This window comes from Petrotoga mexicana DSM 14811 (genome assembly GCF_002895565.1).
GTDB classification, from domain to species: Bacteria; Thermotogota; Thermotogae; order Petrotogales; family Petrotogaceae; genus Petrotoga; species Petrotoga mexicana.
In genome coordinates, this window is the sequence record NZ_AZRN01000025.1 from 23,458 (window position 1) to 42,790 (window position 19,333).

The 19,333-nt window shown below is 35.5% G+C and carries 19 protein-coding genes; 8 read left to right on the top strand and 11 right to left on the bottom strand.

Annotation, left to right across the window (positions count from 1 at the left end; translation table 11 throughout):
- Nucleotides 1-46: 46 nt before the first annotated feature.
- Together X927_RS06335 and crcB are read right to left on the bottom strand one after the other, a co-directional pair.
- Nucleotides 47-397 (bottom strand): DUF190 domain-containing protein, encoded by a 351-nt coding sequence (locus X927_RS06335; protein WP_103077262.1) that lies wholly within the window; start codon nucleotides 395-397, stop codon nucleotides 47-49.
- Nucleotides 398-456: 59 nt separating this feature from the next.
- Entirely contained in the window at nucleotides 457-834 is a 378-nt protein-coding gene (gene crcB, locus X927_RS06340; protein ID WP_103077263.1) for a fluoride efflux transporter CrcB, read from the bottom strand.
- Nucleotides 835-1,187: 353 nt separating this feature from the next.
- On the opposite strand from crcB, the gene X927_RS06345 reads away from it, so the two are divergent.
- The 8 genes from X927_RS06345 (at nucleotide 1,188) to X927_RS06380 (ending at nucleotide 9,790) form a co-directional block, all read left to right on the top strand.
- Nucleotides 1,188-1,712: a hypothetical protein gene (locus tag X927_RS06345; protein ID WP_103077264.1), complete on the top strand. Its 525-nt coding sequence runs from the start codon at nucleotides 1,188-1,190 to the stop codon at nucleotides 1,710-1,712.
- A gap of 794 nt (nucleotides 1,713-2,506) precedes the next feature.
- The gene (locus X927_RS06350) at nucleotides 2,507-3,178 is read left to right on the top strand and encodes a 4Fe-4S dicluster domain-containing protein (protein ID WP_103077265.1); all 672 of its coding nucleotides are present in this window, start codon (nucleotides 2,507-2,509) and stop codon (nucleotides 3,176-3,178) included.
- Nucleotides 3,163-5,052, top strand: coding sequence for an anaerobic carbon-monoxide dehydrogenase catalytic subunit (gene cooS / locus X927_RS06355; RefSeq protein ID WP_103077266.1), 1,890 nt, complete (start codon nucleotides 3,163-3,165; stop codon nucleotides 5,050-5,052). Before X927_RS06350 ends, cooS begins: the two co-directional genes overlap by 16 nt.
- Complete coding sequence (locus X927_RS06360) at nucleotides 5,049-5,927, top strand: ATP-binding protein (protein WP_103077267.1); 879 nt, start codon at nucleotides 5,049-5,051, stop codon at nucleotides 5,925-5,927. The genes cooS and X927_RS06360 overlap by 4 nt, the downstream gene beginning before the upstream one ends.
- A gap of 10 nt (nucleotides 5,928-5,937) precedes the next feature.
- Nucleotides 5,938-7,164 (top strand): NAD(P)/FAD-dependent oxidoreductase, encoded by a 1,227-nt coding sequence (locus X927_RS06365; protein WP_103077268.1) that lies wholly within the window; start codon nucleotides 5,938-5,940, stop codon nucleotides 7,162-7,164.
- A gap of 337 nt (nucleotides 7,165-7,501) precedes the next feature.
- On the top strand, nucleotides 7,502-8,242 hold the full coding sequence (locus X927_RS06370) for an ABC transporter substrate-binding protein (RefSeq protein WP_103077269.1): 741 nt from the start codon (nucleotides 7,502-7,504) through the stop codon (nucleotides 8,240-8,242).
- A complete protein-coding gene (locus X927_RS06375) occupies nucleotides 8,235-9,017 on the top strand; it encodes an ABC transporter permease (protein ID WP_169925176.1) in 783 nt (260 codons plus the stop codon). The genes X927_RS06370 and X927_RS06375 overlap by 8 nt, the downstream gene beginning before the upstream one ends.
- The gene (locus X927_RS06380; RefSeq protein ID WP_103077271.1) at nucleotides 9,014-9,790 is read left to right on the top strand and encodes an ABC transporter ATP-binding protein; all 777 of its coding nucleotides are present in this window, start codon (nucleotides 9,014-9,016) and stop codon (nucleotides 9,788-9,790) included. The genes X927_RS06375 and X927_RS06380 overlap by 4 nt, the downstream gene beginning before the upstream one ends.
- An 844-nt stretch (nucleotides 9,791-10,634) precedes the next feature.
- Here the strand turns inward: X927_RS06380 and cas2 are convergent.
- Genes cas2 through cas6 form a run of 9 tightly spaced genes read right to left on the bottom strand, consistent with a single transcriptional unit; the run spans nucleotide 10,635 to nucleotide 18,923 of the window.
- Nucleotides 10,635-10,889, bottom strand: coding sequence for a CRISPR-associated endonuclease Cas2 (cas2, locus tag X927_RS06385; protein WP_041534156.1), 255 nt, complete (start codon nucleotides 10,887-10,889; stop codon nucleotides 10,635-10,637).
- A 14-nt stretch (nucleotides 10,890-10,903) separates the two neighbouring features.
- Nucleotides 10,904-11,905 carry a type I-B CRISPR-associated endonuclease Cas1b gene (gene cas1b, locus X927_RS06390; protein ID WP_103077272.1) on the bottom strand — a complete coding sequence of 334 codons (1,002 nt, stop codon included), beginning with the start codon at nucleotides 11,903-11,905 and terminating at the stop codon, nucleotides 10,904-10,906.
- A gap of 1 nt (nucleotide 11,906) precedes the next feature.
- Entirely contained in the window at nucleotides 11,907-12,419 is a 513-nt protein-coding gene (gene cas4 / locus X927_RS06395) for a CRISPR-associated protein Cas4 (RefSeq protein WP_103077273.1), read from the bottom strand.
- Nucleotides 12,412-14,613: a CRISPR-associated helicase/endonuclease Cas3 gene (locus tag X927_RS06400; protein ID WP_103077274.1), complete on the bottom strand. Its 2,202-nt coding sequence runs from the start codon at nucleotides 14,611-14,613 to the stop codon at nucleotides 12,412-12,414. The genes cas4 and X927_RS06400 overlap by 8 nt, the downstream gene beginning before the upstream one ends.
- Nucleotides 14,558-15,286, bottom strand: coding sequence for a type I-B CRISPR-associated protein Cas5b (gene cas5b / locus X927_RS06405; protein ID WP_103077275.1), 729 nt, complete (start codon nucleotides 15,284-15,286; stop codon nucleotides 14,558-14,560). Before cas5b ends, X927_RS06400 begins: the two co-directional genes overlap by 56 nt.
- A 4-nt stretch (nucleotides 15,287-15,290) precedes the next feature.
- Entirely contained in the window at nucleotides 15,291-16,199 is a 909-nt protein-coding gene (cas7b, locus tag X927_RS06410; RefSeq protein ID WP_103077276.1) for a type I-B CRISPR-associated protein Cas7/Csh2, read from the bottom strand.
- Nucleotides 16,192-16,677 carry a TM1802 family CRISPR-associated protein gene (locus X927_RS10395; protein ID WP_103077277.1) on the bottom strand — a complete coding sequence of 162 codons (486 nt, stop codon included), beginning with the start codon at nucleotides 16,675-16,677 and terminating at the stop codon, nucleotides 16,192-16,194. Before X927_RS10395 ends, cas7b begins: the two co-directional genes overlap by 8 nt.
- Entirely contained in the window at nucleotides 16,674-18,155 is a 1,482-nt protein-coding gene (locus tag X927_RS06420; RefSeq protein WP_103077278.1) for a TM1802 family CRISPR-associated protein, read from the bottom strand. The genes X927_RS10395 and X927_RS06420 overlap by 4 nt, the downstream gene beginning before the upstream one ends.
- Nucleotides 18,156-18,176: 21 nt before the next feature.
- The gene (cas6, locus tag X927_RS06425) at nucleotides 18,177-18,923 is read right to left on the bottom strand and encodes a CRISPR-associated endoribonuclease Cas6 (RefSeq protein WP_103077279.1); all 747 of its coding nucleotides are present in this window, start codon (nucleotides 18,921-18,923) and stop codon (nucleotides 18,177-18,179) included.
- Nucleotides 18,924-19,333 lie beyond the last annotated feature (410 nt).

A 19,333-nucleotide genomic window follows, 5' to 3' on the forward strand; every position in this document is an offset into this window, starting at 1 on the left:
GACTTAGCTATAATAATTTTAATAACCTAGATTTTATTATCAGAAACTATTCTTTATCTACTTTTTTACTGCTAGAATAACTAATTACCTTTACATCTTCTACAGTAATTAATCCATCTTTAACTAATTCCTGGACCTCAGGTAATATTTTTTCAATCTTTTCAGCCTCATCTACCACTTCTATTATCAAAGGAAGATCTGAGGATAATTGTAAAATATGTGCACTTTCTATTCTACTATTTAAGCCGAAACCTTCTATGCCTCTAATGACAGTGGTACCAGCCATCCCAGCCTTTTTAAACTTCTTAACTAAAACGTGGTAAAGTGGCTCATGATTCCATTTATCTGTTTCACCGATATATATTTTTAAAATCTTGCCTTCTCCTGAATATTGCATGATTTTCTCCTTTCTATGGACTACCTAGCAATTTAAATAAATTTATTAAGAAAACGGAATTAGCTAATAGCCTTTGCTAGAATAATGCCTCCCATAACAGAAACAAGACCTAAGAGCAAATTCGAAAGGATATTCATTCCAGCAAAGAACCAATCTCGTTCTTCAATAAGAACAACTGTCTCATAACTAAAGGTTGAAAAAGTAGTCAGAGCACCGATAAATCCCGTAGTGATTGCCAATCTAAGGTAAGGATGAGTTAAACCTTTCTCTAGGAAAAAGGTCATTATAAATCCAAGAAGAAAAGATCCAAGAAGATTAACTATTAAAGTACCATAAGGCAAAACACCCTCAAGTTTCAAGCTTACCCACCTCGAAAGCAAAAATCGACTAATCGCTCCAAAAAATCCTCCTAACCCTACAAAGAAAATTTCTACCATATTTGGCTCCTTTCTTTTTCCAAAGATCTTTTAACATTATTATATATTATAATTATTCAAAAACAAAAAAAGTTATAATATTTACGGAGACCTTCAAAAAAGTGTTAAACGTCACGACCTTTTTATCTTAAGTATATGAATTGATTCTTAACAATCTCTCAAAGTTTTGTTTGACAATCTTAATTTTTTATGATAATATAAAATAACTTGCTTTCTTTAGCTTACCTTAGCTAATCATCCGCATACTATTGTAGTATTAGGGTATATCTTTACAAAAAAATAATAACCAAATCAAAAACAAATTTTTAGTGCTGTTTTTTTTGTTGTATAAACAATCACGAGGGGGGAACAAAATGAAAAAGGGTTTAATTTTAACTTTGATATTGTTGGTAGGCATGCTTTCACTATTTTCACAAGATTCAATGACTGAGGCTCCTGAAGAACAAATTACACAGATCCTGACCACGAACCCACTTGGATCATTATTTGGTTTCTACAACGTTTCATACGAAAGGCCACTTTCCTCAAGTGGTTCGATCCAGGTCAGCGCTCTTGTACAGTCCTTAGATATCATTATTGCACAAGTCAGCACTTTCGGCGGTGGTGTGGCATATCGCAACTACCTACATCAGACTGCACCAAGTGGTTTCTACGTTGCCCCAAGCGTTAGTGTGCTATATGGCTCAGCGATGGAAGATATCTACGACACAGAGGGTTCTGTGCGTTTTCTCCTCGTAGGTGGTGTTGCAGGTTACCAGTGGATAAGTATCGGAGGATTTGTGGTCGACATCTCTGCTGGTGTAAATGCGATTTTTGGTGCGCCAATACAACCAATCACATCTCCGGGGTTCGGTTTTGCCGTAGGATATGGATGGTGAGCTCCTTAAATTAATTTTTGATAACTGATCAACTTTTGATTGACATTAGTAAATAGTTCATCATCTTTATTAAATAAACTGGGGAGTTTAGAATCGAATTATTATACAAAGTTAACAGTGAATAAATAATTTAACTAAACTCTATACGAATTTATATTCGCATATTTGACCTAATAATAAAAAAAGAAATTAATATCAAAAAAGTCTGTCGACCTGCTATAAGATAAAAATACAATGTGGTCGACAGATGAGGAATGGAACGTAAGGGAAGGATATAGTTATATACGAAGGCAGAAAGTATATTGTTAAAAATATACAAGATAAGAGTAGATACTTCAAAACTTGTAAAGCTTTCCAACCCACTAAAAACTGAACTTCTTAGGCTTTATATCTTTCGAAAAGGGTTATATATAGTATGAGCGACAAGTTAGCTTTCATCTCTTCGATGAATTAGAGAGAACTTCCGTTGAATTTCTCAAATCAGCTGTTTTTGTTTAGGAAAATGTTAGGTAATTAAGCTGAGGTTGAATTAAGTCTTTCCATTATTTTATCATTCTAATTTTTAGCGGTGTATTTTTCACCTTAATTTACAATTCATTTTTTATACCCATACTTCGTAAAAGTAAACTAATTTTTTGTTATAAAAAACAAACAAAGTATGTTATAATATATTTATATTTTTTAAATTTAAGGTCTTTTAGTATTACGAATTTTTACAGAATAAGACTATTACCATTTGCTAGTAATTTCAAAGAGAGTAACAACAAAATTTTAAAGAAGGAGGGGAGGAGTGTATGAAGAATGTATTCATCGATCTAGAAAAGTGTATCGGTTGCCGGCATTGTGAGGTGGCGTGTGCCATTGAGCATTCTTCAGGGAAAGAGCTTTTCTCCATGTATTTCGAAGTTCCGCGCCCACAACCAAGAATAAGCGTCAAACTTGGAGTCGATTTAATGACCTTTCCCAACAAGTGTCAGCATTGTGATCCAGCACCGTGTATGGAGGTCTGTCCGGTCAATGCTATTTTCCGTGATGTTAAAACTGATACAGTTCAGGTTCAGGAAGAACGGTGCATATCCTGTGGTATGTGTGCTATGGTCTGCCCTTACGGAGCTATTCAGTACCAGGTACGACCCAATCTACCAAATGAGGTTGCCTACAAATGTGATAGTTGTATTTCTCGACTTGAAAATGGTAAAGAGCCTGCTTGTGTAGAAGCTTGTGTTACGAATGCACTGGTATTTGGCGAGTACAATGAAATTATCGCTGAAAAACAGAGGGGCATTTCTCTTAACTTAACGCGGGAAATTCAGGGATATAAAGAAGAGGAAATGCCTGAGAATATCAAAGCTTTCAGGGCGTTGCAGCGGAAGGTTGCCCAGCTTGGGCCTCTTCCTTCGTCACAAAATAAGATAAATGTGAATGAAAAAATTAAGGGGGCGAGCAAACGATGGATAAGTCATTAATTAAACTAAAGGTAGAGGAGCGTACAATAGACGAAAGTGCAAAACCTCTCCTTGAACGAACATTGGAAGAGGGTATTGAAACGGCTTGGGATCGGTTGGAAAAGCAACAGCCCCAGTGCGGTTTTGGTCAACTTGGGCTTTGCTGTAACCGTTGTTCAATGGGTCCCTGTCGTATTGATCCGTTTGAAAAGGATGGTCCCAAACGTGGGGTCTGTGGTGCTGATGCAGATCTTATTGTCGCTAGAAACCTATTAGATGACTTAGTAACTGGGGCTGCAGCCCACTCGGATCATGGACGTGAGGTTGTAGAAACTCTTCTGATGACCGCAGAAGGTAAGAGTCAGGGATATGAAATTCTCGACAAAGAAAAGCTCTACACCGTTGCAAAAGAGATTGGTATCACTACAGAGGGGAGAAACGACACTGATATTGCCAAGGATATTGCCCTGAGCTTTCTTGAAGAATATGGAACAATTAAAAACAGTATTGATCTAAGTAAGCGGGCACCGGAGCCCACGCAAGATAAATGGGCCAAAGCTGGGATCCTTCCAAGAAGCGTAGATCGGGAAATTGTTGAGGCAATGCACCGAATTCACATGGGTGTAGGTGCAGATTATGCAAATATTCTGCTTCATGGGCTTCGAGCATCACTCTCCGATGGCTGGGGTGGCTCAATGATGGCCACGGAAGTATCGGATATCCTTTTTGGCACACCTGAGATCAAGGAATCTTGGGTTAATCTAGGTACACTCAAGGAAGATATGGTAAATATTGTTCTTCATGGGCACAATCCAGTTCTCTCGGAGATGGTTGTCAAGGCTGTCAAGGAACAAGAGATGGTAGATCTAGCGAAACAAAAAGGAGCCAAAGGGATTAACCTCGTTGGAATGTGCTGCACGGGAAATGAGCTTTTGATGCGTCGAGGTATTCCTATTGCTGGGAATTTACTCAATCAAGAACTGGCCCTCGCTACTGGCGCTGTAGACGTGATGATAATTGATTATCAATGTATCTTCCCTTCTATCACTCAGGTAGCAAGTTGTTTCCACACTAAAATCGTTTCAACTAGCGAAAAATCAAAGGTTCCCGGGGCCGTTCATATGGAGTTCCATCCTGAGACAGCCTATGATACAGCAAAGAACATAGTAAAACTGGCGATTGAGACCTATGAACAACGGAATCCTGACCGAGTAAAAATTCCAGCCAAGCCTGTAAAGATGATGGCAGGGTTCTCAGTTGAGGCGATTAAAAAGGCACTTGGTGGTACCTTCCAGCCTCTCATCGATGCTATTGCCAACGGAAGTATCAAAGGGGCTGTTGGGATGGTCGGATGTAATAACCCAAAGATAAAACAAGATTATGGACATGTTACTCTTGGCAAGGAACTTATCAAGCGGAACATTTTGGTTGTCGAAACTGGTTGTGCCGCTATTGCATCCGGCAAAGCTGGACTCCTCCTCCCAGAAGCGGCTGATCTCGCTGGTGATGGACTGAAGAGTGTATGTCATGCTTTGGGAATTCCTCCAGTTCTGCACATGGGTTCCTGTGTTGATTGTTCCCGTATCCTCGTGCTTGCCGCCGAACTGGCGAAAGCTTTGAATGTTGGAATTGATCAGTTACCTCTTGCCGGAGCTGCACCTGAATGGTATTCACAGAAGGCCGTCTCGATTGCGTCCTACTTTGTAGCTTCCGGTGTGTATACTGTTCTGGGGCTACCCCCGAAAATCTTCGGCAGCAAGAATGTAATCGATCTACTTACTTCGGGTCTAAATGATGTTGTTGGTGCTACCTATGCTGTAGAACCGGGTCCTGTGGCTGCGGCAGATCTTATTGAGAAACATATCGATTCAAAGAGAAAGGACCTTGGGATATGAGTGCATCGAGTGAAGAAAGGCGTAAACAATTATTTGAAGTAGCAAATGAGTTGAAAAAAAAGAGTTTAGAAAAAAATCATGATTTTCGAGTTGTCATAACAGGTAAGGGTGGAGCAGGAAAAACTACACTTACGGCTGTTCTTTCACATCTTTTTGCCCAACATAAATATAATGTTCTTGCAGTAGATGAAGACCCTCAGCAAAATCTGGCATTTTCGCTTGGTTTTCCTATAGAAAAAGCGGACCAAATAGTGCCGGTGTCAAAAAATTTGGATTATATCGAGGAAAAGACAGGCGCCCGTCCGGGGGAGGGATGGGGAGTAATGCTCAACCTGAATCCTGATGTTTCGGATGTTGTTAAGCGTTTCGGTATGAAAATCAATTCAAAAATAAACCTGTTGGTCATTGGAAGTGTGATCCAGGCAGCAACAGGTTGCCTATGCCCCGAGAATGCTCTTCTCGATGCGATTGTGGGTTATATCAAGTTGCGTGAGGGAGAAGTTATTCTCATGGATACCCAGGCAGGTGTTGAGCATTTCGGGCGAGCTCTTGCGGAAGGGTTTCAAAATGCTGTTATTGTGACGGAGCCGAGTTTCAATGCCGTCCAGGTTGCACTGCATTCAGCAAAACTTTCACAGCAACTTGGAATAGAACGAATCTATCTTGCGGTCAATAAAGTTCGAGACGATGCGGACCGGGAAAAGGTGCTTCGTTTTATTGAAGGACAGAATTATTTTCAGTCAATACATTATTTACCCTTTGATGAGCAGGTGTATAAAAACGAACCGGATATTGGACCTTTGTTGGAAGGTTCCTCTCCTTATATAAGCGCAGTAAAAGGATTATTTTTGGAACTCACATCCAAAGACAAGTGAGGGAATCAAAATGAATAAAACTGTTGTTATTATTGGATCCGGGCCCTCAGGTGTTTCCGTGGTATCGAATCTCAGGAAGCAGGGATTTAAAGGTACTATTATCATGCTTTCTGCTGAAGAGGTTCCCCCCTACTCTCCTGCGGCTCTTGGAGAATATCTTATTCGGGACAATGAAGAGATCCTTTTCTGGCACGGTAGGAACTTCTGTGTCGAAAACGAAGTTGAGTGTTTTCCCGGTGAAAGGGTTATGGAGATAGAAACAGATGTAAAGCGGGTACGGACCGAGAAAGATAGAATTATTGACTATGATACTCTGGTAATTGCATCTGGAAGTTCTCTTTACATTCCACCCACAGTTCAGGGGGCTGATCGGAGAGACCTTCTAAATTTCAAGACCCTTGCAGGGGCAGACAGAATCAAGGAGATGGCACGTAAGGGCGGAGCAAGTGCTGTAATAGTCGGTGGTGGTTTTATCGGTGTCGAAATTGCCCTTTGTTTAAGCAAAATAGGTATATCTCCATCAGTTCTGAACCGACGGGGATGGATCATGCCCAGGCTCCTCGACCCGGAGACGTCCGAATATGTGCTTGAAGACCTTCGGTCTCAGGGTGTGAATCCCCTACTAAATACAGAGGCAGCAAAATTCTTTGGCGACGATCATATAATTGGGTTGGAAACGACTGACGGGAGACGGATAGATGCAGATATCTTCATTGCTGCTACAGGGGTAAAGCCGAATGTGGATTTTCTCAGTGGTAGCGGAATCGATTGCGACGAATATGGTATATCCGTTGACAGTAAACTTCGAACAAACGACAAAAATGTCTATGCCTGTGGAGATGTGGCTAAAACGATTGATCTGGTTACTGGTGAGTCCAAAAGTCATGGCCTCTACCCAGTTGCGGTAAGTCACGGACAAACGGTTGCCATGAACATTCTTGGTTATGATTTTGACTACGAAAAACAGGTAAGTATGAATTCTCTTAAGGAGTTAAGCTTCAAGATCATTGTAGTAGGGGCACTTGAAGGTGATGAAATTAAATACAAAAAGAATGGGATCCTAAGGAAAGTTTATCTGCAAGATGGAAAACTAAATGGCTTTGTGCTTGTCCGAGATATCAGCGGTGCGGGATATCTTTTGTCACTTCTGAGAAAACGAAAGCGTGTTGATACACTTGGATATTCTTTAGTCGATCCATCGTTCAGTCCCGCTTACGGTGTAACAAGTCTGGTTTAAGAGACGAAACTTCCTGAAGGCAAGACATTTGTTAACATCTTCTTCCCCGGAGCACTCATCATATCACAGCTCCGGGGAAATAAAATGAGAATATATTTTTCAATAAAGATGATTACAATGATTTTCTACCTATTCTTTGTAATGTAGCATAACTTTATTATCTTTTCTTATGTTACTCTTGTCTGATTTTCAACTATTACCATCTTCTGTTAGAAACCCCATAAGTAAATCTCTCCATTGGGTACTCTCTTAATTTGGTATGGATGAAAAAACATAAGAATATCCTAAGAGAGGAGACGTTGATATTGCCCTTTATTCTGCTACTGGTGGAGCAAAGATGTACGCAAAGGTAATTGAAAACATTAGATTAGTGGGAGTTTATGTCTGGAAGGCAGTTTATGTGGTTGCTGGAAAAGACGTCTCCGATTGGGGAGACCTCAAGGGAAAAGATGTTTATATTGATTTTAGAGGAGGGTCGCCTGACATCATTGCTCGAGCATCAATGAAAGCAGCAGGTTATGATCCTGATAAAGATTTTAATATAAAGTATTTGCCCGGAAGTGAAATAAAAAGGCTCATTCTTTCCGGGCAAGCAGATGCCGCGGTTTTTCCAGAACCCCACATTTCTCAGTTAGTCCTCGCCTCTGGTGGAAAGATGAATGTGGCGATAGATTGCCAAGAAGGATTTGTAAAGAGTATCTCCGGCTGGGAAAAAGGTGAGGAAATCCCTATAGGAGGGCTTTGGGTAGTAGTTTCGAACATCGAAGGTAAGGAGAAAGCTGTAGAAAAGTTCATTGATGCCTTTGATGAGGCTAATGATTACGCTATAAAACACCCTCAAGAAGTTGGTAATTTTACCTCCAAATGTTTTAAACAGTACTTTGGCGCTGAATTTCCTTCAAAAGCTGTTGAAGATTCTATCATGTCTGGACGTCTCAAGTTGGACTTCATAGAAGTAGAAGATGTAAAGCCGCTCATGCCTTCTTATCTTGAAAGCTTAGGGTTCCCTATTCCTGATGAAGGAATTTATTACAAAGCTGAAATATCGCTTCCAGAAGAAGATGATTCTGATGATTAGAACGAAACTTAAGTTTTTACAATGGCTTAAAAGATTATCAGGAATTATTGTCCTCCTTGGGATGTGGGAATTACTTTCTTTGTTTTTTCCCCCAATTATCGTTCCTTCGGTAGAAAGAGTTTTTTTAACGCTTAGCCAAATGGTTATTAGTGGAGAGATATGGCTCCCGCTTATTCATACGGTAAGTAGGGTGCTGATAGGTGTAAGCCTTTCTATTCTTCTAGGAGGAATACTTGGCACACTGGCGGGACTAATTAATGGCATTCATGAAGCAATTAGGCCTGTAATTGTAATCATTGAAAACATGCCTCCCGTTGTATGGGTAATTATAGCTGTTATTTGGTTTGGTTTGGGGGCTATCCCTCCAATATTTGTTATTATGTCTATCGCAGTTCCCATTATTACTATTCATCTAGATCAGGGAATCAGAGATATAGACTCTTCTCTTCGCGAAATGAGTCAGTCTTTTGGAGTAAAAACATCAACTAAGCTCCACGACCTTTATTTACCTGCTATTAGTGGGCCCTTTTTCTCAGCACTATCTGTTGGATTTGGATTAGCCTGGAGAGGAGTAGTAATGGCAGAATTCCTTGGCAGTATGTCAGGTATTGGAAATGAACTTAATTGGGCTCGATTTAATTTAGAAACGGATAAGGTATTCGCATATACTATTGTTATTGTTGTTTTAGGCCTTGCTACCGAATATTTATTAATTAAACCTTTTCAAAATAGAACAATAAAGACAGAGACCGTGAGAAGGCGAAATAAAAAATGAAGGAGAAAAGAAAAACATTGGTAAAGTTTTCCGGAGTACATAAGAGATTTGGCTCCTTGCAAGTAATTAAAGATCTAAATTTTAAAGTCCCAGAAGGAGAAGTAGTTTCTTTTATTGGTCTCTCAGGTTGTGGAAAAAGCACTACTCTGCGTATTATTGCTGGCTTAGAAGAAGTAAATAAAGGAACAGTTGAGAGAAAATTTGATAACCTTGGGTTTATTTTTCAGGAGCCAAGACTTCTTCCCTGGAAAACTGTGTTAGATAATATTTGCTTTGTTTTAAAGGATCGCATCCCGAATAAGGTTGAACGTCAGGAAATTGCCTTGCATTATTTAAATTTGATGGAGCTTACCCAATTCAAGGATTATTATCCTGCTCAGCTTAGTGGAGGGATGAAAAGCCGGGTTTCGGTTGCTCGAGCTTTAGCTATAGACCCGGACATTATCCTAATGGATGAACCCTTTTCAGATATCGACTTTCCTTTGCGTCTTGTGCTCATAGACAGTTTAAAAGACATTTTAGAGAAAGAATCAAAGACGGTTATCTATGTTACTCACGATATTAGAGATGCACTTCTCTTATCGGATAGGATCTATGTTCTTACTGCTCGACCAATGCAACTCAAGGAAGAACTGTTTATTAGCGAAGAAGTGAGAGATATAAATAACCCTAAATTTTCAGAATTAGAAAGGTATGTGATTAATCTACTGAAGGAAGAGCTAGAAATAAAAAGGTTGGATGAGATGAGAGTAGAAAGCATAGTAATAAAGTAATACAAAAAATCCATTGAAAGCAAAATTAAACAATTATTCAAATATTAGATTATGGAATGAAAATTTAATGTTTAATCTCATTTCAATGCTACTGATATTTTAAATTAAAAATCAAGGTATATCTTGTAATATATTTTATCATACGATAATAAAAAAGCAAAGTTTTGATTGACAATCGTAATTTTTTATGATATAGTATTTATAGCTATCTTATGCCTTTTTATCCTACCTATAAGGAATGGAAACTTTGTTGAAATAAACAATGGAAATCAAGTTGATGATTCACTTTTTATCCTACCTATAAGGAATGGAAACATCCCACTCCATTAAAATAATCCATGCTCTAAACTTCTCGAATATTATGAACTAAACTTACCAAAGATAATCTCGGTAAAACCAACAGAACTACCAGTAATAAAAGTATCAGACAGAAACATAGATTTTGTATTTGAATTAGAGGTCACTTCTCTTACAATTGTGTAAGGGAAGAGTACATAAACAAACTGAAAGAGGTGATACGAACGACAAAGATATGAGCCTCGTTATTTGAAGAAGGCGTGAAAAAGGTAAAATTGAAGGTGTAAAAGAAGGTGAAAGAAAAGGGAAACTTGAAGAAAAAAAAGAATTAATAATTGAGATTCTAAATCAAAGGTTTGGAAAAGATTTTGATAAAAGACTAGAAGAAAAGATCAAAATACAAATGAAGAAACAATAAACCAAATAAAGAAAAATATTCTAAGTATTACAGTAGAAGAGCAAAAAGAATATTGAAGTAGTTGTAGAAGGCTAATCTTATACTAATGCCATGAATTCCAAATAAATGTACTTCTAAAAATCTCACTCTTTAAATAATGAAGTCATCAGGTTCTCCTTTTTCCACTCCATAAGTTTCTTTGATAAAAATTTTTCGAGATTCGAAAATGTACCAAGTAATGCTATCTTCGTCCTTTTTTGTGATTTTTCTTATCTGCTGTTTTAAGATCTCATATTTTGCTTTTGTTATTTCTCCTTCCAGCAAGGAATTTTGTACCCAGTTCAGGTATTGTCTCGCTTTTTTTAAAACTTTTGCAACTCTTTTCTCATTAACGTCATAAGCCATAATTACGTACGTTTTTACCACCTCATCGTAAAAGGAACGTATTCTTTTTCTTCGATCAGATGTTTTAAAATTTTATAAGCCTCATGTTTTATCAATGTTCTGTAGGTAATATTTCTTTTTAATTTTTTATGTTTTAAAGTTGTACTTAAGTGTTCTTCATAATTTTTTATAAAATTTTTTTGGCCTTCTTCGTTCAAGTGAATACCACCTTGAATTTTTTTAAAATGTTTTTCATTAATTATTTTTTTATTCACAAGGTTAAAAATAGTTCTGTCTACCACAATAGGCTTAAATATTTCAGCTATATCAAGGTTCAAAGAAAATTTTCTAAAGTTAGTTGAATGAAGATAGCCAATTCTAGGATCTAATGGTGTTTGATAAATTTGCGTTAAAACTGTAGAGTACATTAAAGAGTTCCCAAAACTGATAAGAGTGTTCATATAATTTGTAGGGGGCCTTTTTTCTCTGACAACCATTTTGAAATCTTCATTTGAGATTATATTGTTATCAATAAAATTATAATAAATCTCTCTATAATTTCCCTCTTGTGCCATTAATTCATTAATAGAACTGATCTGGTGAATATTCTGAATAAATTCTTCCATTTTTTGCGAATACCGTTTTACTTCAAAATCGCTTTTTCTTTCATAATATTGAACAATTTTTAAGATGTTTTGCATAGCTCCTTCCACAAACTTTTTTGCTAAAACTAATCTTTTTTCTGAAGAGATATAGTGCTCTACTTGTTTAACTATTGTTATTCCATTTGTATTATGTTCATATGGATAAAAACTTCCAACATAAAAACCATAGTGGTTGAAAAAATGGAGCGGTAAGTTATTGGCGGACAAAAATTCAAGAAGTCGTTTATTTATATTTATTTCTCCAAATATCTTTATTTCTGAAATATTTTCTATTGGGAAGTACTTAGTTTTTTCATCAGATTCACTTTTAAAGGCTAGTGTGTTTCCTTTTCTAGTTAATGTTCCACTTTGAAATATATAAATAGGTTTCAATTTATTCCTCTCCCGCCCAACATAATTCTGCAAAGCCACATTTTGAACACATCCCTATCCATTTTGGTGGAGGTGGAACAGGCGATTCAATTAATTCATTGAGTTTAAGAAGTATATCTTGTATTTCTTTTTTGGCTTCCTCATCGAATACAATGGGAATTCTCTTTTTTTCTTTTGGCAACAGAATTTCCCCCTTTGCTTGAACGCCCATATCCTCCAATAATTTTAAATAATATAATAACTGGATTTTGGCTCCTTTAAAAGACTTTGAGGATTTTTTGATTTCTCCAACTATGGTACACTTATTATCATTCCAAATTAAATCAATCACTGCTCCTGGAAGTTTTATTTCTTTTTCACCTTTCCCTTCATAAGAATTCTTGTGTAAAAACCTTCCTAGTTCTATGTAAGGGTTATCTTGTTCAGGAGTGAATCTCCTTAAAACAAACCAAGCTTCTCTTGGACATATTGAATAAGCTAAAACTGAATATCCTGTAATGATATTGTCATCCATAAAAATCCTCTTTCAATTCATACGGAATAAACCCTACTTCTTCAGAATAAATTTCCCCAATGCCTAACTGCGTAATCAACCAAACTCCATTACCTTTATACACAAGCTTTTTATCTTCTTCTAGGAATACTTCATTATAATGGGTTTCCCATTCTTCTAGTTCTTTGTGAGGAACATTTATAGAATAATCTTGAATTTCTTTCCATAGTTGTTTTTTTCTTTCGTAATTTTCTAAACTATGTTCCAAACTTTCAACTTCATATAATTTGTTTGAAACTGTTCCATCCACATCTACAAACACCACATCCTCGTATAAATGTTCTTCTATCAGAGGTTTATAATTACTCCAATTTCCTTCTTTTATGTCATACCATGGACCTTTTTGATATTTGCTAACTGACAATGCCTTGTAATATTTATCTAGTAGTTGTTGAACTTCGTTTTCTGAAAATTTATTTTTGTAGGCAAATATTTCTTTTGTATTATTTAGCGATATGCTATCGTACACATAAGAAGCATACGATCTTTCATTATCACTTTCATCGTCTACTATTTCAGCAACCGTTACTGTGCCAAGTTCTTTTAGCATTCTTCTATTACATCTTCCAGCAGCTTGGACTATGCTGTCAAAGGGGGATAAATCTTTAAAGATATAATCAAAGTCCAAATCCACTCCGGCTTCTACTACTTGGGTAGATATGAGATTTCTTGGCAAGTTTTTATTTTCCAACTGTTTGATCTGTTTAATTCTGTCAAGCCTTTCTTTAGGAATTACCCAAGTTGAAAGAAAGAAAAGGTTATTTTTCAAATGTTCTCGGAGTAAGATAAAAGTTTTTAGCGCTTCTTTTTTTGTGTTAAGAATAATTAGAGACGGGTTGTCAGCTCTCTCTTTTGTATATTGCTTTATATCTGAAAGAAATATTTTTTTATTAATTATGTTGTAAGAGTGCCTGTTTTTTGGGAAAGAACTCTTGGGGGCTAACTCTTTACCTTCTGCCATTTTAGGTTGTGTAGCGGTCATTAAAATGAAAAAAGTTCCCATCTTTTTTGAAAGAAAAGACATGGTTTCCCCAAATCCTTGCCAATATTCTGGAGGGATCGACTGAGGTTCATCCAAAATAACTACCGCATCTTTTAACCTATGAAAACTCATAGAATCGTTGGCATTAGGAGAATAAAGCACTTCCCAAAACTTTGCGAGGGTTGTAACAATGAGTGGTTCTTTGAAGTATCTAAAAGAAAGTATAAACCTTTCTAAATTATCTAAATCTTCTTTTTCCTTTGATGCACTTACCAAATGATGGTCTTCTTGCACTTTGTCGTATATGTTCTTTGCAACTTCGGAATTTTGATCAACAATACTTATGAACGGTAATACATAAATAATTGTTTTAAGAGAAAGTTTATTTGCTAACTTCATCGATGCTTGCAATCCCGTTATAGTTTTTCCTGCTCCAGTAGGGAGCGTTATGGTATAGATACCTGGTTCTGAAATTGTATCAACGTTTGATAATGTACTTTCTCGAATTTCATTTTTCCAATCGCTTAAATGGTTCTTTGGAAGTGATTCAAGAAATTTGTCGAACCTATCTTGTTGATAAGAAATTTTATCAAAATTGATCCTATCAACATTTAACGCATCTAGCCTATCAGATGTTATAAAAATTGAATTCTCGATTCTCGTATTAAACCATAAATCTTCAGCCTTAACCGTCTTATTTAAAAGATACTGTGAATGCCAAGATTGAAATATTAATCTTTTCCATTCTTTTTCTGTTAGATATTCAATTTTGCTTAGATCAAGGAATTCTTCTAATGCTTTTATCACGTCTTGATAATTTAAATTTCTCCAAAAAGACATTATATCTTCAAAATTTAGCTGGTATGAATGATGTCTTCTAACAATCTCAGCTTGAAAGATATCTTTTGTAAGCATAAAAGTTAAGTAAGAAGAAGGCTCAGAGTGCGGATAATGACCTTTTTTTGTCTTTAAATATTTTTGAAATTTAACATGTGATTTAGCTACATCATGTGTTAGACAGATATGTTTTAGTGTTTCGACTAATTCATTGTCTCCATGAAAATTTGATATCTCTTTGGATTTTTCAAATACTCCTTTTAAATGATCTTTAAGAAGTTTACCCGGATGGCTTTCTTGACCATTCAGGAAGCCAAACAATTTCGTCGTTTCCAACTAAGACTCCCCCTATCTCTTCAGGATTATCAACAAAAATTCCCGTATCGATATTGGCTGGGTAAAAAACTGACAAGCTTTTAGTAAGGCCTCTTTCTTTGTCCATTTGTAGAGGGACAATGTCTTTAAAGATTCCATGAGTTTTTTTCAGATTAATTTTGGGCTTAATATCTGCAGGTATGATACTTTTTATTCTTGCCTCATCGTCTTCGATCTTTAGCGGGTTGAAAGATCCTATGTAATGAATATTTGCAAATGAATATGCGGTACCAAGATATGGGGTAAAAACAAAACTACCTTCTTCAAGAAAAGGTTTTAATTTTTCTTCTATAGGACCTTCTACATAAATTCGATATTTTGGTCTTTTTACAAATTGATGTTTTATAATATTGTGAATACCCTTTTTTGGGTCTTTATTATTCCACAAGTTTATACTGGTGGTGAACCATTGAGTGGGAGACAGTATTGAAATGGCGATTCTGTTTCCATACAATGATTCCCAATAAGAAGCCAAATGAGCTTTATTTTCCGATTTGTTCTCTACTCCAATTATAGCCGCAATCAATCCTCCAACAGCTGTTGGTGGTGGGAAGGGATAAGATGCGGAAGAAGTGGTTGTATAAAATTTGCGAAACATAGCATACTCCCCTGTAATATCAAAAACAAGGGCCATTGTATCACCTCAATTCCATAGCTACTTTATCTTCTCCCAAAATACTTTTTAGATCATCAATATATTGTACTTCCAAGTCAGGATCCTTGATAATTATTATCTTTTCTATATTATCTTTGAGTAAAGAAACCTTATCACATATTTCCTTCAAATTGAGAGCAATGTCTTGAATATTTCGGATTGCCAATTGTTCATCGTCATCTAACAAAGAATTATCTCTTTTGGTTAATTTTATTCTTTCATCCAAAGAACCAATTAATCCATTGAAATTAGGCTGGTACACAATCTCCATCAAAAAGCGAGATCTATGCTCAGTTTTACTCCTTGTGATTAAATTGTTGGTTCCATTCCAAACAGCTTGTGTAAGTTTGTTGAAATCCTCGTCTGTTGCTTGTGTCCTTTCAGATGCATATTGATTTCCAATTGCATAGGTTCCAATCAATGCAAAAGGAACTATATATTCATTTCTTATAGTTCTCTGTTCTCCACCTTCTTTAGTGACAAACGCGCCGGTTCCTTGTACAAATTCAACTTTTGCTTTGTGTAAAGATCTTCCCCATTTAAATTGGACAGGTCCAGTCCATGCAAAACTTTCCTTACCCAATGCGAATGTTACACCGAAAAGTCTTGTATCGATACATTTCTTTAGAGTTTCATCTCCTTTTGTGGTAGACAATTTTGTTTTGAGCTCTTCGAATCTTTCTTTTAAAGATTTTGGTTCTCCATCAATGAAAACATCTTCTCCCATTCTCATTAATTCGTCTCTGATAGTTCTTTTAATTCTAACGTCAGATACTAAAACTTGGCCTGTTTCTTCATCGTATCTTGGATGATTTGCATTCAATGGATCACCGTTTGGATTCGCATCTTTTACAGAGTATAAAAACAGAAGTTCTTTTCTGCCGTTAAACATCTTGGTCTTCCCCCTTGTCCGTTTTTTCTATTTCTAATTCTACTACTTCTTTCTCTTTTGTGTAATCTTTGTATATTTCCCAGAAGTAATTTCTCCAGTTCATGAAACCTGTCACAAAAGCAAAATTTCCATCGATCCCTAAATCCTTTCCCTTAGAATTCAGTAATAGTTCTTGGGAATAACCAGCTAAATCTTCAACCAGGAAGGAAGGTTCAATCTTGTACGCTTTTATAAGTTCTGGTATTCTTGATAGATGTTTTTTTATATCTCTTAAACTTAATCTTCCAAAATTTAACTGCTTGTACAATGGAGAATCTTGAATTTTTGCGTTTGAATAACCACTTTCTCCTTTTTCCCCCTTTGTTTGATTATACGCCACAAACCCCAAAACTACTCCAGATAAAAGTGTCCCTTTTCCAAAGTCGCTCTGCAAAAATTTATCAGAAAACTTATCTAGGAATTCCAAATGTCTTTTCATAATGAATACCCCCAGGTTTTATTGTAGTTGTTCAAAAATTCAATCAGTAACAAAAAGTCATTCAAAGTAAGATTAAAATAATCATTTTGGACTTTGTCGTTCATCAATTTAGGAATTCTTGCAACAAAATTTTGTTTTATAGTTTTGGTTTCAACTCTTTCTTCACTTAAAATTTTTCCAATAATTTCCATTGCCAGTGTTCTCATAACTTTTTCTTCAGCGTCTTCTTTCAAAACTAAATGGCGAAGGGTTCGATATATGTGTTTAAATGCAACAGAAAGTTGAGTATCTTTCTTTTTCTTTTGGGAAAAGAGATTTACCGTCTCTTCCCAAACTTTTTGTAATTTTTGTATCCTTGTTAAAGGTACATCCTCGATCATTTGATGTATTACAAGTTGTGCTTGGTTTTGTTCTAGAAAAAGAAAATGAAATACAGCGGTGTACGGTTTATCCATATAATCAGGATCTGTGATATAATCCAAAAGATCTTTTTCTTTTGTATACTGATCACTCCAAAAATAATTCTTTAAATCACCGAAAGCATCATCCCGGATGTTTGTATCCGTTGTAAAAAATTCGGGTATTATCCAGATCTGGATATTATTTATAATAGATTGATCAACAAAATTATAATCTATGTAAGTTTTGGCGTTAGAGAAAGTCTTAAAGCACTCTTTACAATATTTGTAAACCTTGTTAGAAAAATTTTTATTTATGGCAGGAAGGAAATTCACCTTATCAAAAGTAGCAAAAGGAAAAATCATATCGAAATTAAGTAAAATATCGCTTTCCTTACCACAATAATCACAAATTCCACCTTTTTTTGAAACATTTTTCTTAATCAGTTCGTCGTTTAACTTCTTTAAAAAATATTGTTGAAACAGCTTAACTTCTCCAGGATAAAGAAATCCTCCATCATCTTCAACGCCAAAAACAATTAAATACGAAGCCTTTGGATCACTGTAACACTCTAAGAACCGGTCAACAAAATCATTATTAGATAAGTCATTGATTATTTTTTGAACAGAACCTTTTTCAAAAAATCCTAAATCTTCGAAATCTTGAATCATTTTTTCAATTTTGCTTATATACGATTTAGAACCAGTTAAGAAGGCATCACGATTCTTTTCTTTATTATTTTTCGGCTTTGATAACCTCAAAACAGGAGAGTAACGCCACGCAGTATTACTGCCTGGAGGTTCTTTGTACAAATACCTAAGTTTTTTATATTGTTCATCTTTGTTACCGGCAAAAAAATCTACTTCATCAATTTTTGAAACACCCTCAATTTTTAGGGGTATAATCGTATTTTCTTCTTCACTTTGCAATTTTAAAGCATTGTAATTTGATACTTTTAAATAAATTCTTATTTCTTTTGATCCATCTATTCTTACGGGTACGGTTAGATAATCTGTTATTTCATAAGTTTTTGATGAAAACTCTTTCCCAACAGTGTAAACGGCATCGATAAAACCCATATTATCACCCTCTATCCATAATCATATAACTTCGACTAATCCAAATCCTTGGGAGTTTTTTGCTCCAAAACCAGAATCATAACCAATTTTCAACAAAGTAGGATTCCCTTGGATTACAAAAGTTCCATGCCAGCCTTTAATAATAAAATTTTTATACTTTGTTATGATCATTTTAGATCTTTTTTGATTAGCCTCTTTTATAACGAATTCATCATTACTTATTTCTTTTGGAAGATATGAATCATAGTAGGCAAGATACTTTTTTATTAAGTTCTCTCTTATTAATTTTGAAAAGTTATCATCGTTGGGGGAAAAGTAGACTGTCTTTTTTGAAGAATTTTGTTCCATCGTAGAATAAACAGTAATGGGGGATAAAGTTTTTACTTTTATTTTATCGTTTTTTATTTCCAAATCATCATACTCTAACTTCTCTACATGAATCTTTTGGCCTAATAGTTCAAAATCGTCTTTAAATAAAAGCGAGTCTGCACAATACTGAATTAAATTCTTATCGTGAGAGGAAATTTTCAAAGAAACATTATCAAAAAACTCTATTGTTTTATCCTTTTGATTTAAGCTAAATTTTCCATTTAGTCTTGAAAAAGAAAACAATTTGTACTTTCTTTTCTTATAACTAAAGCCCTCGTTATGAACGAAGTTTCTATATTCGGCGTTATCTATTAGATCAAGAATGAAAGCCTGAATGATATGATTGTAATTTAATGGAAGTATTAAACTATTTAAAGAAAATTGAACGTTTAATCTCATTTCAATTCTCCCGATATTTTAAATTAAAAATTAGAATCTTTTCTGTAATATATTTTATCATACAATAATAAAAAAAGCAAGAAAGTATAAAAAATGTCTGTCGACCTCCAATAAGGTAAAAATCCCAGGGGATCGACAGACAAGTGTTAAAAATCACAATCCTTATATCATGCATATTTGAATTGAATTTTAACAATTTCTCAAAGTTTTGCGGCTGTATAATAAAAATGGTTGATGAGATACTTGACAAAAGGGATAAAAAAAGATATCACTCCTCATAGTAGTCTCTTATACACATTTCAGAGCCCACGAGACGAATAGGAATCTCGTATGACGTATTTAGCTTGAATTAATCTAACACTTAAAACAAAGCACAGACCAAAGAAGCAAAATGCGAAACCGTTTTAAAT

Excerpts from the sequence above, each read along its gene's own strand:
- X927_RS06360 (WP_103077267.1), top strand. The coding sequence starts at position 5,049 with ATGAGTGCATCGAGTGAAGAAAGGCGTAAACAATTATTTGAAGTAGCA.
- X927_RS06420 (WP_103077278.1), bottom strand. The coding sequence starts at position 18,155 with ATGGGTTTTATCGATGCCGTTTACACTGTTGGGAAAGAGTTTTCATCA.
- cas2 (WP_041534156.1), bottom strand. The coding sequence starts at position 10,889 with ATGGCTTATGACGTTAATGAGAAAAGAGTTGCAAAAGTTTTAAAAAAA.
- cas7b (WP_103077276.1), bottom strand. The coding sequence starts at position 16,199 with ATGTTTAACGGCAGAAAAGAACTTCTGTTTTTATACTCTGTAAAAGAT.
- X927_RS06370 (WP_103077269.1), top strand. The coding sequence starts at position 7,502 with ATGTACGCAAAGGTAATTGAAAACATTAGATTAGTGGGAGTTTATGTC.
- X927_RS06380 (WP_103077271.1), top strand. The coding sequence starts at position 9,014 with ATGAAGGAGAAAAGAAAAACATTGGTAAAGTTTTCCGGAGTACATAAG.
- X927_RS06350 (WP_103077265.1), top strand. The coding sequence starts at position 2,507 with ATGAAGAATGTATTCATCGATCTAGAAAAGTGTATCGGTTGCCGGCAT.
- X927_RS06335 (WP_103077262.1), bottom strand. The coding sequence starts at position 397 with ATGCAATATTCAGGAGAAGGCAAGATTTTAAAAATATATATCGGTGAA.
- cas4 (WP_103077273.1), bottom strand. The coding sequence starts at position 12,419 with ATGGATGACAATATCATTACAGGATATTCAGTTTTAGCTTATTCAATA.
- X927_RS06345 (WP_103077264.1), top strand. The coding sequence starts at position 1,188 with ATGAAAAAGGGTTTAATTTTAACTTTGATATTGTTGGTAGGCATGCTT.
- X927_RS06365 (WP_103077268.1), top strand. The coding sequence starts at position 5,938 with ATGAATAAAACTGTTGTTATTATTGGATCCGGGCCCTCAGGTGTTTCC.
- cas5b (WP_103077275.1), bottom strand. The coding sequence starts at position 15,286 with ATGGCCCTTGTTTTTGATATTACAGGGGAGTATGCTATGTTTCGCAAA.
- crcB (WP_103077263.1), bottom strand. The coding sequence starts at position 834 with ATGGTAGAAATTTTCTTTGTAGGGTTAGGAGGATTTTTTGGAGCGATT.
- X927_RS06375 (WP_169925176.1), top strand. The coding sequence starts at position 8,235 with ATGATTAGAACGAAACTTAAGTTTTTACAATGGCTTAAAAGATTATCA.
- cas6 (WP_103077279.1), bottom strand. The coding sequence starts at position 18,923 with ATGAGATTAAACGTTCAATTTTCTTTAAATAGTTTAATACTTCCATTA.
- X927_RS10395 (WP_103077277.1), bottom strand. The coding sequence starts at position 16,677 with ATGAAAAGACATTTGGAATTCCTAGATAAGTTTTCTGATAAATTTTTG.
- cooS (WP_103077266.1), top strand. The coding sequence starts at position 3,163 with ATGGATAAGTCATTAATTAAACTAAAGGTAGAGGAGCGTACAATAGAC.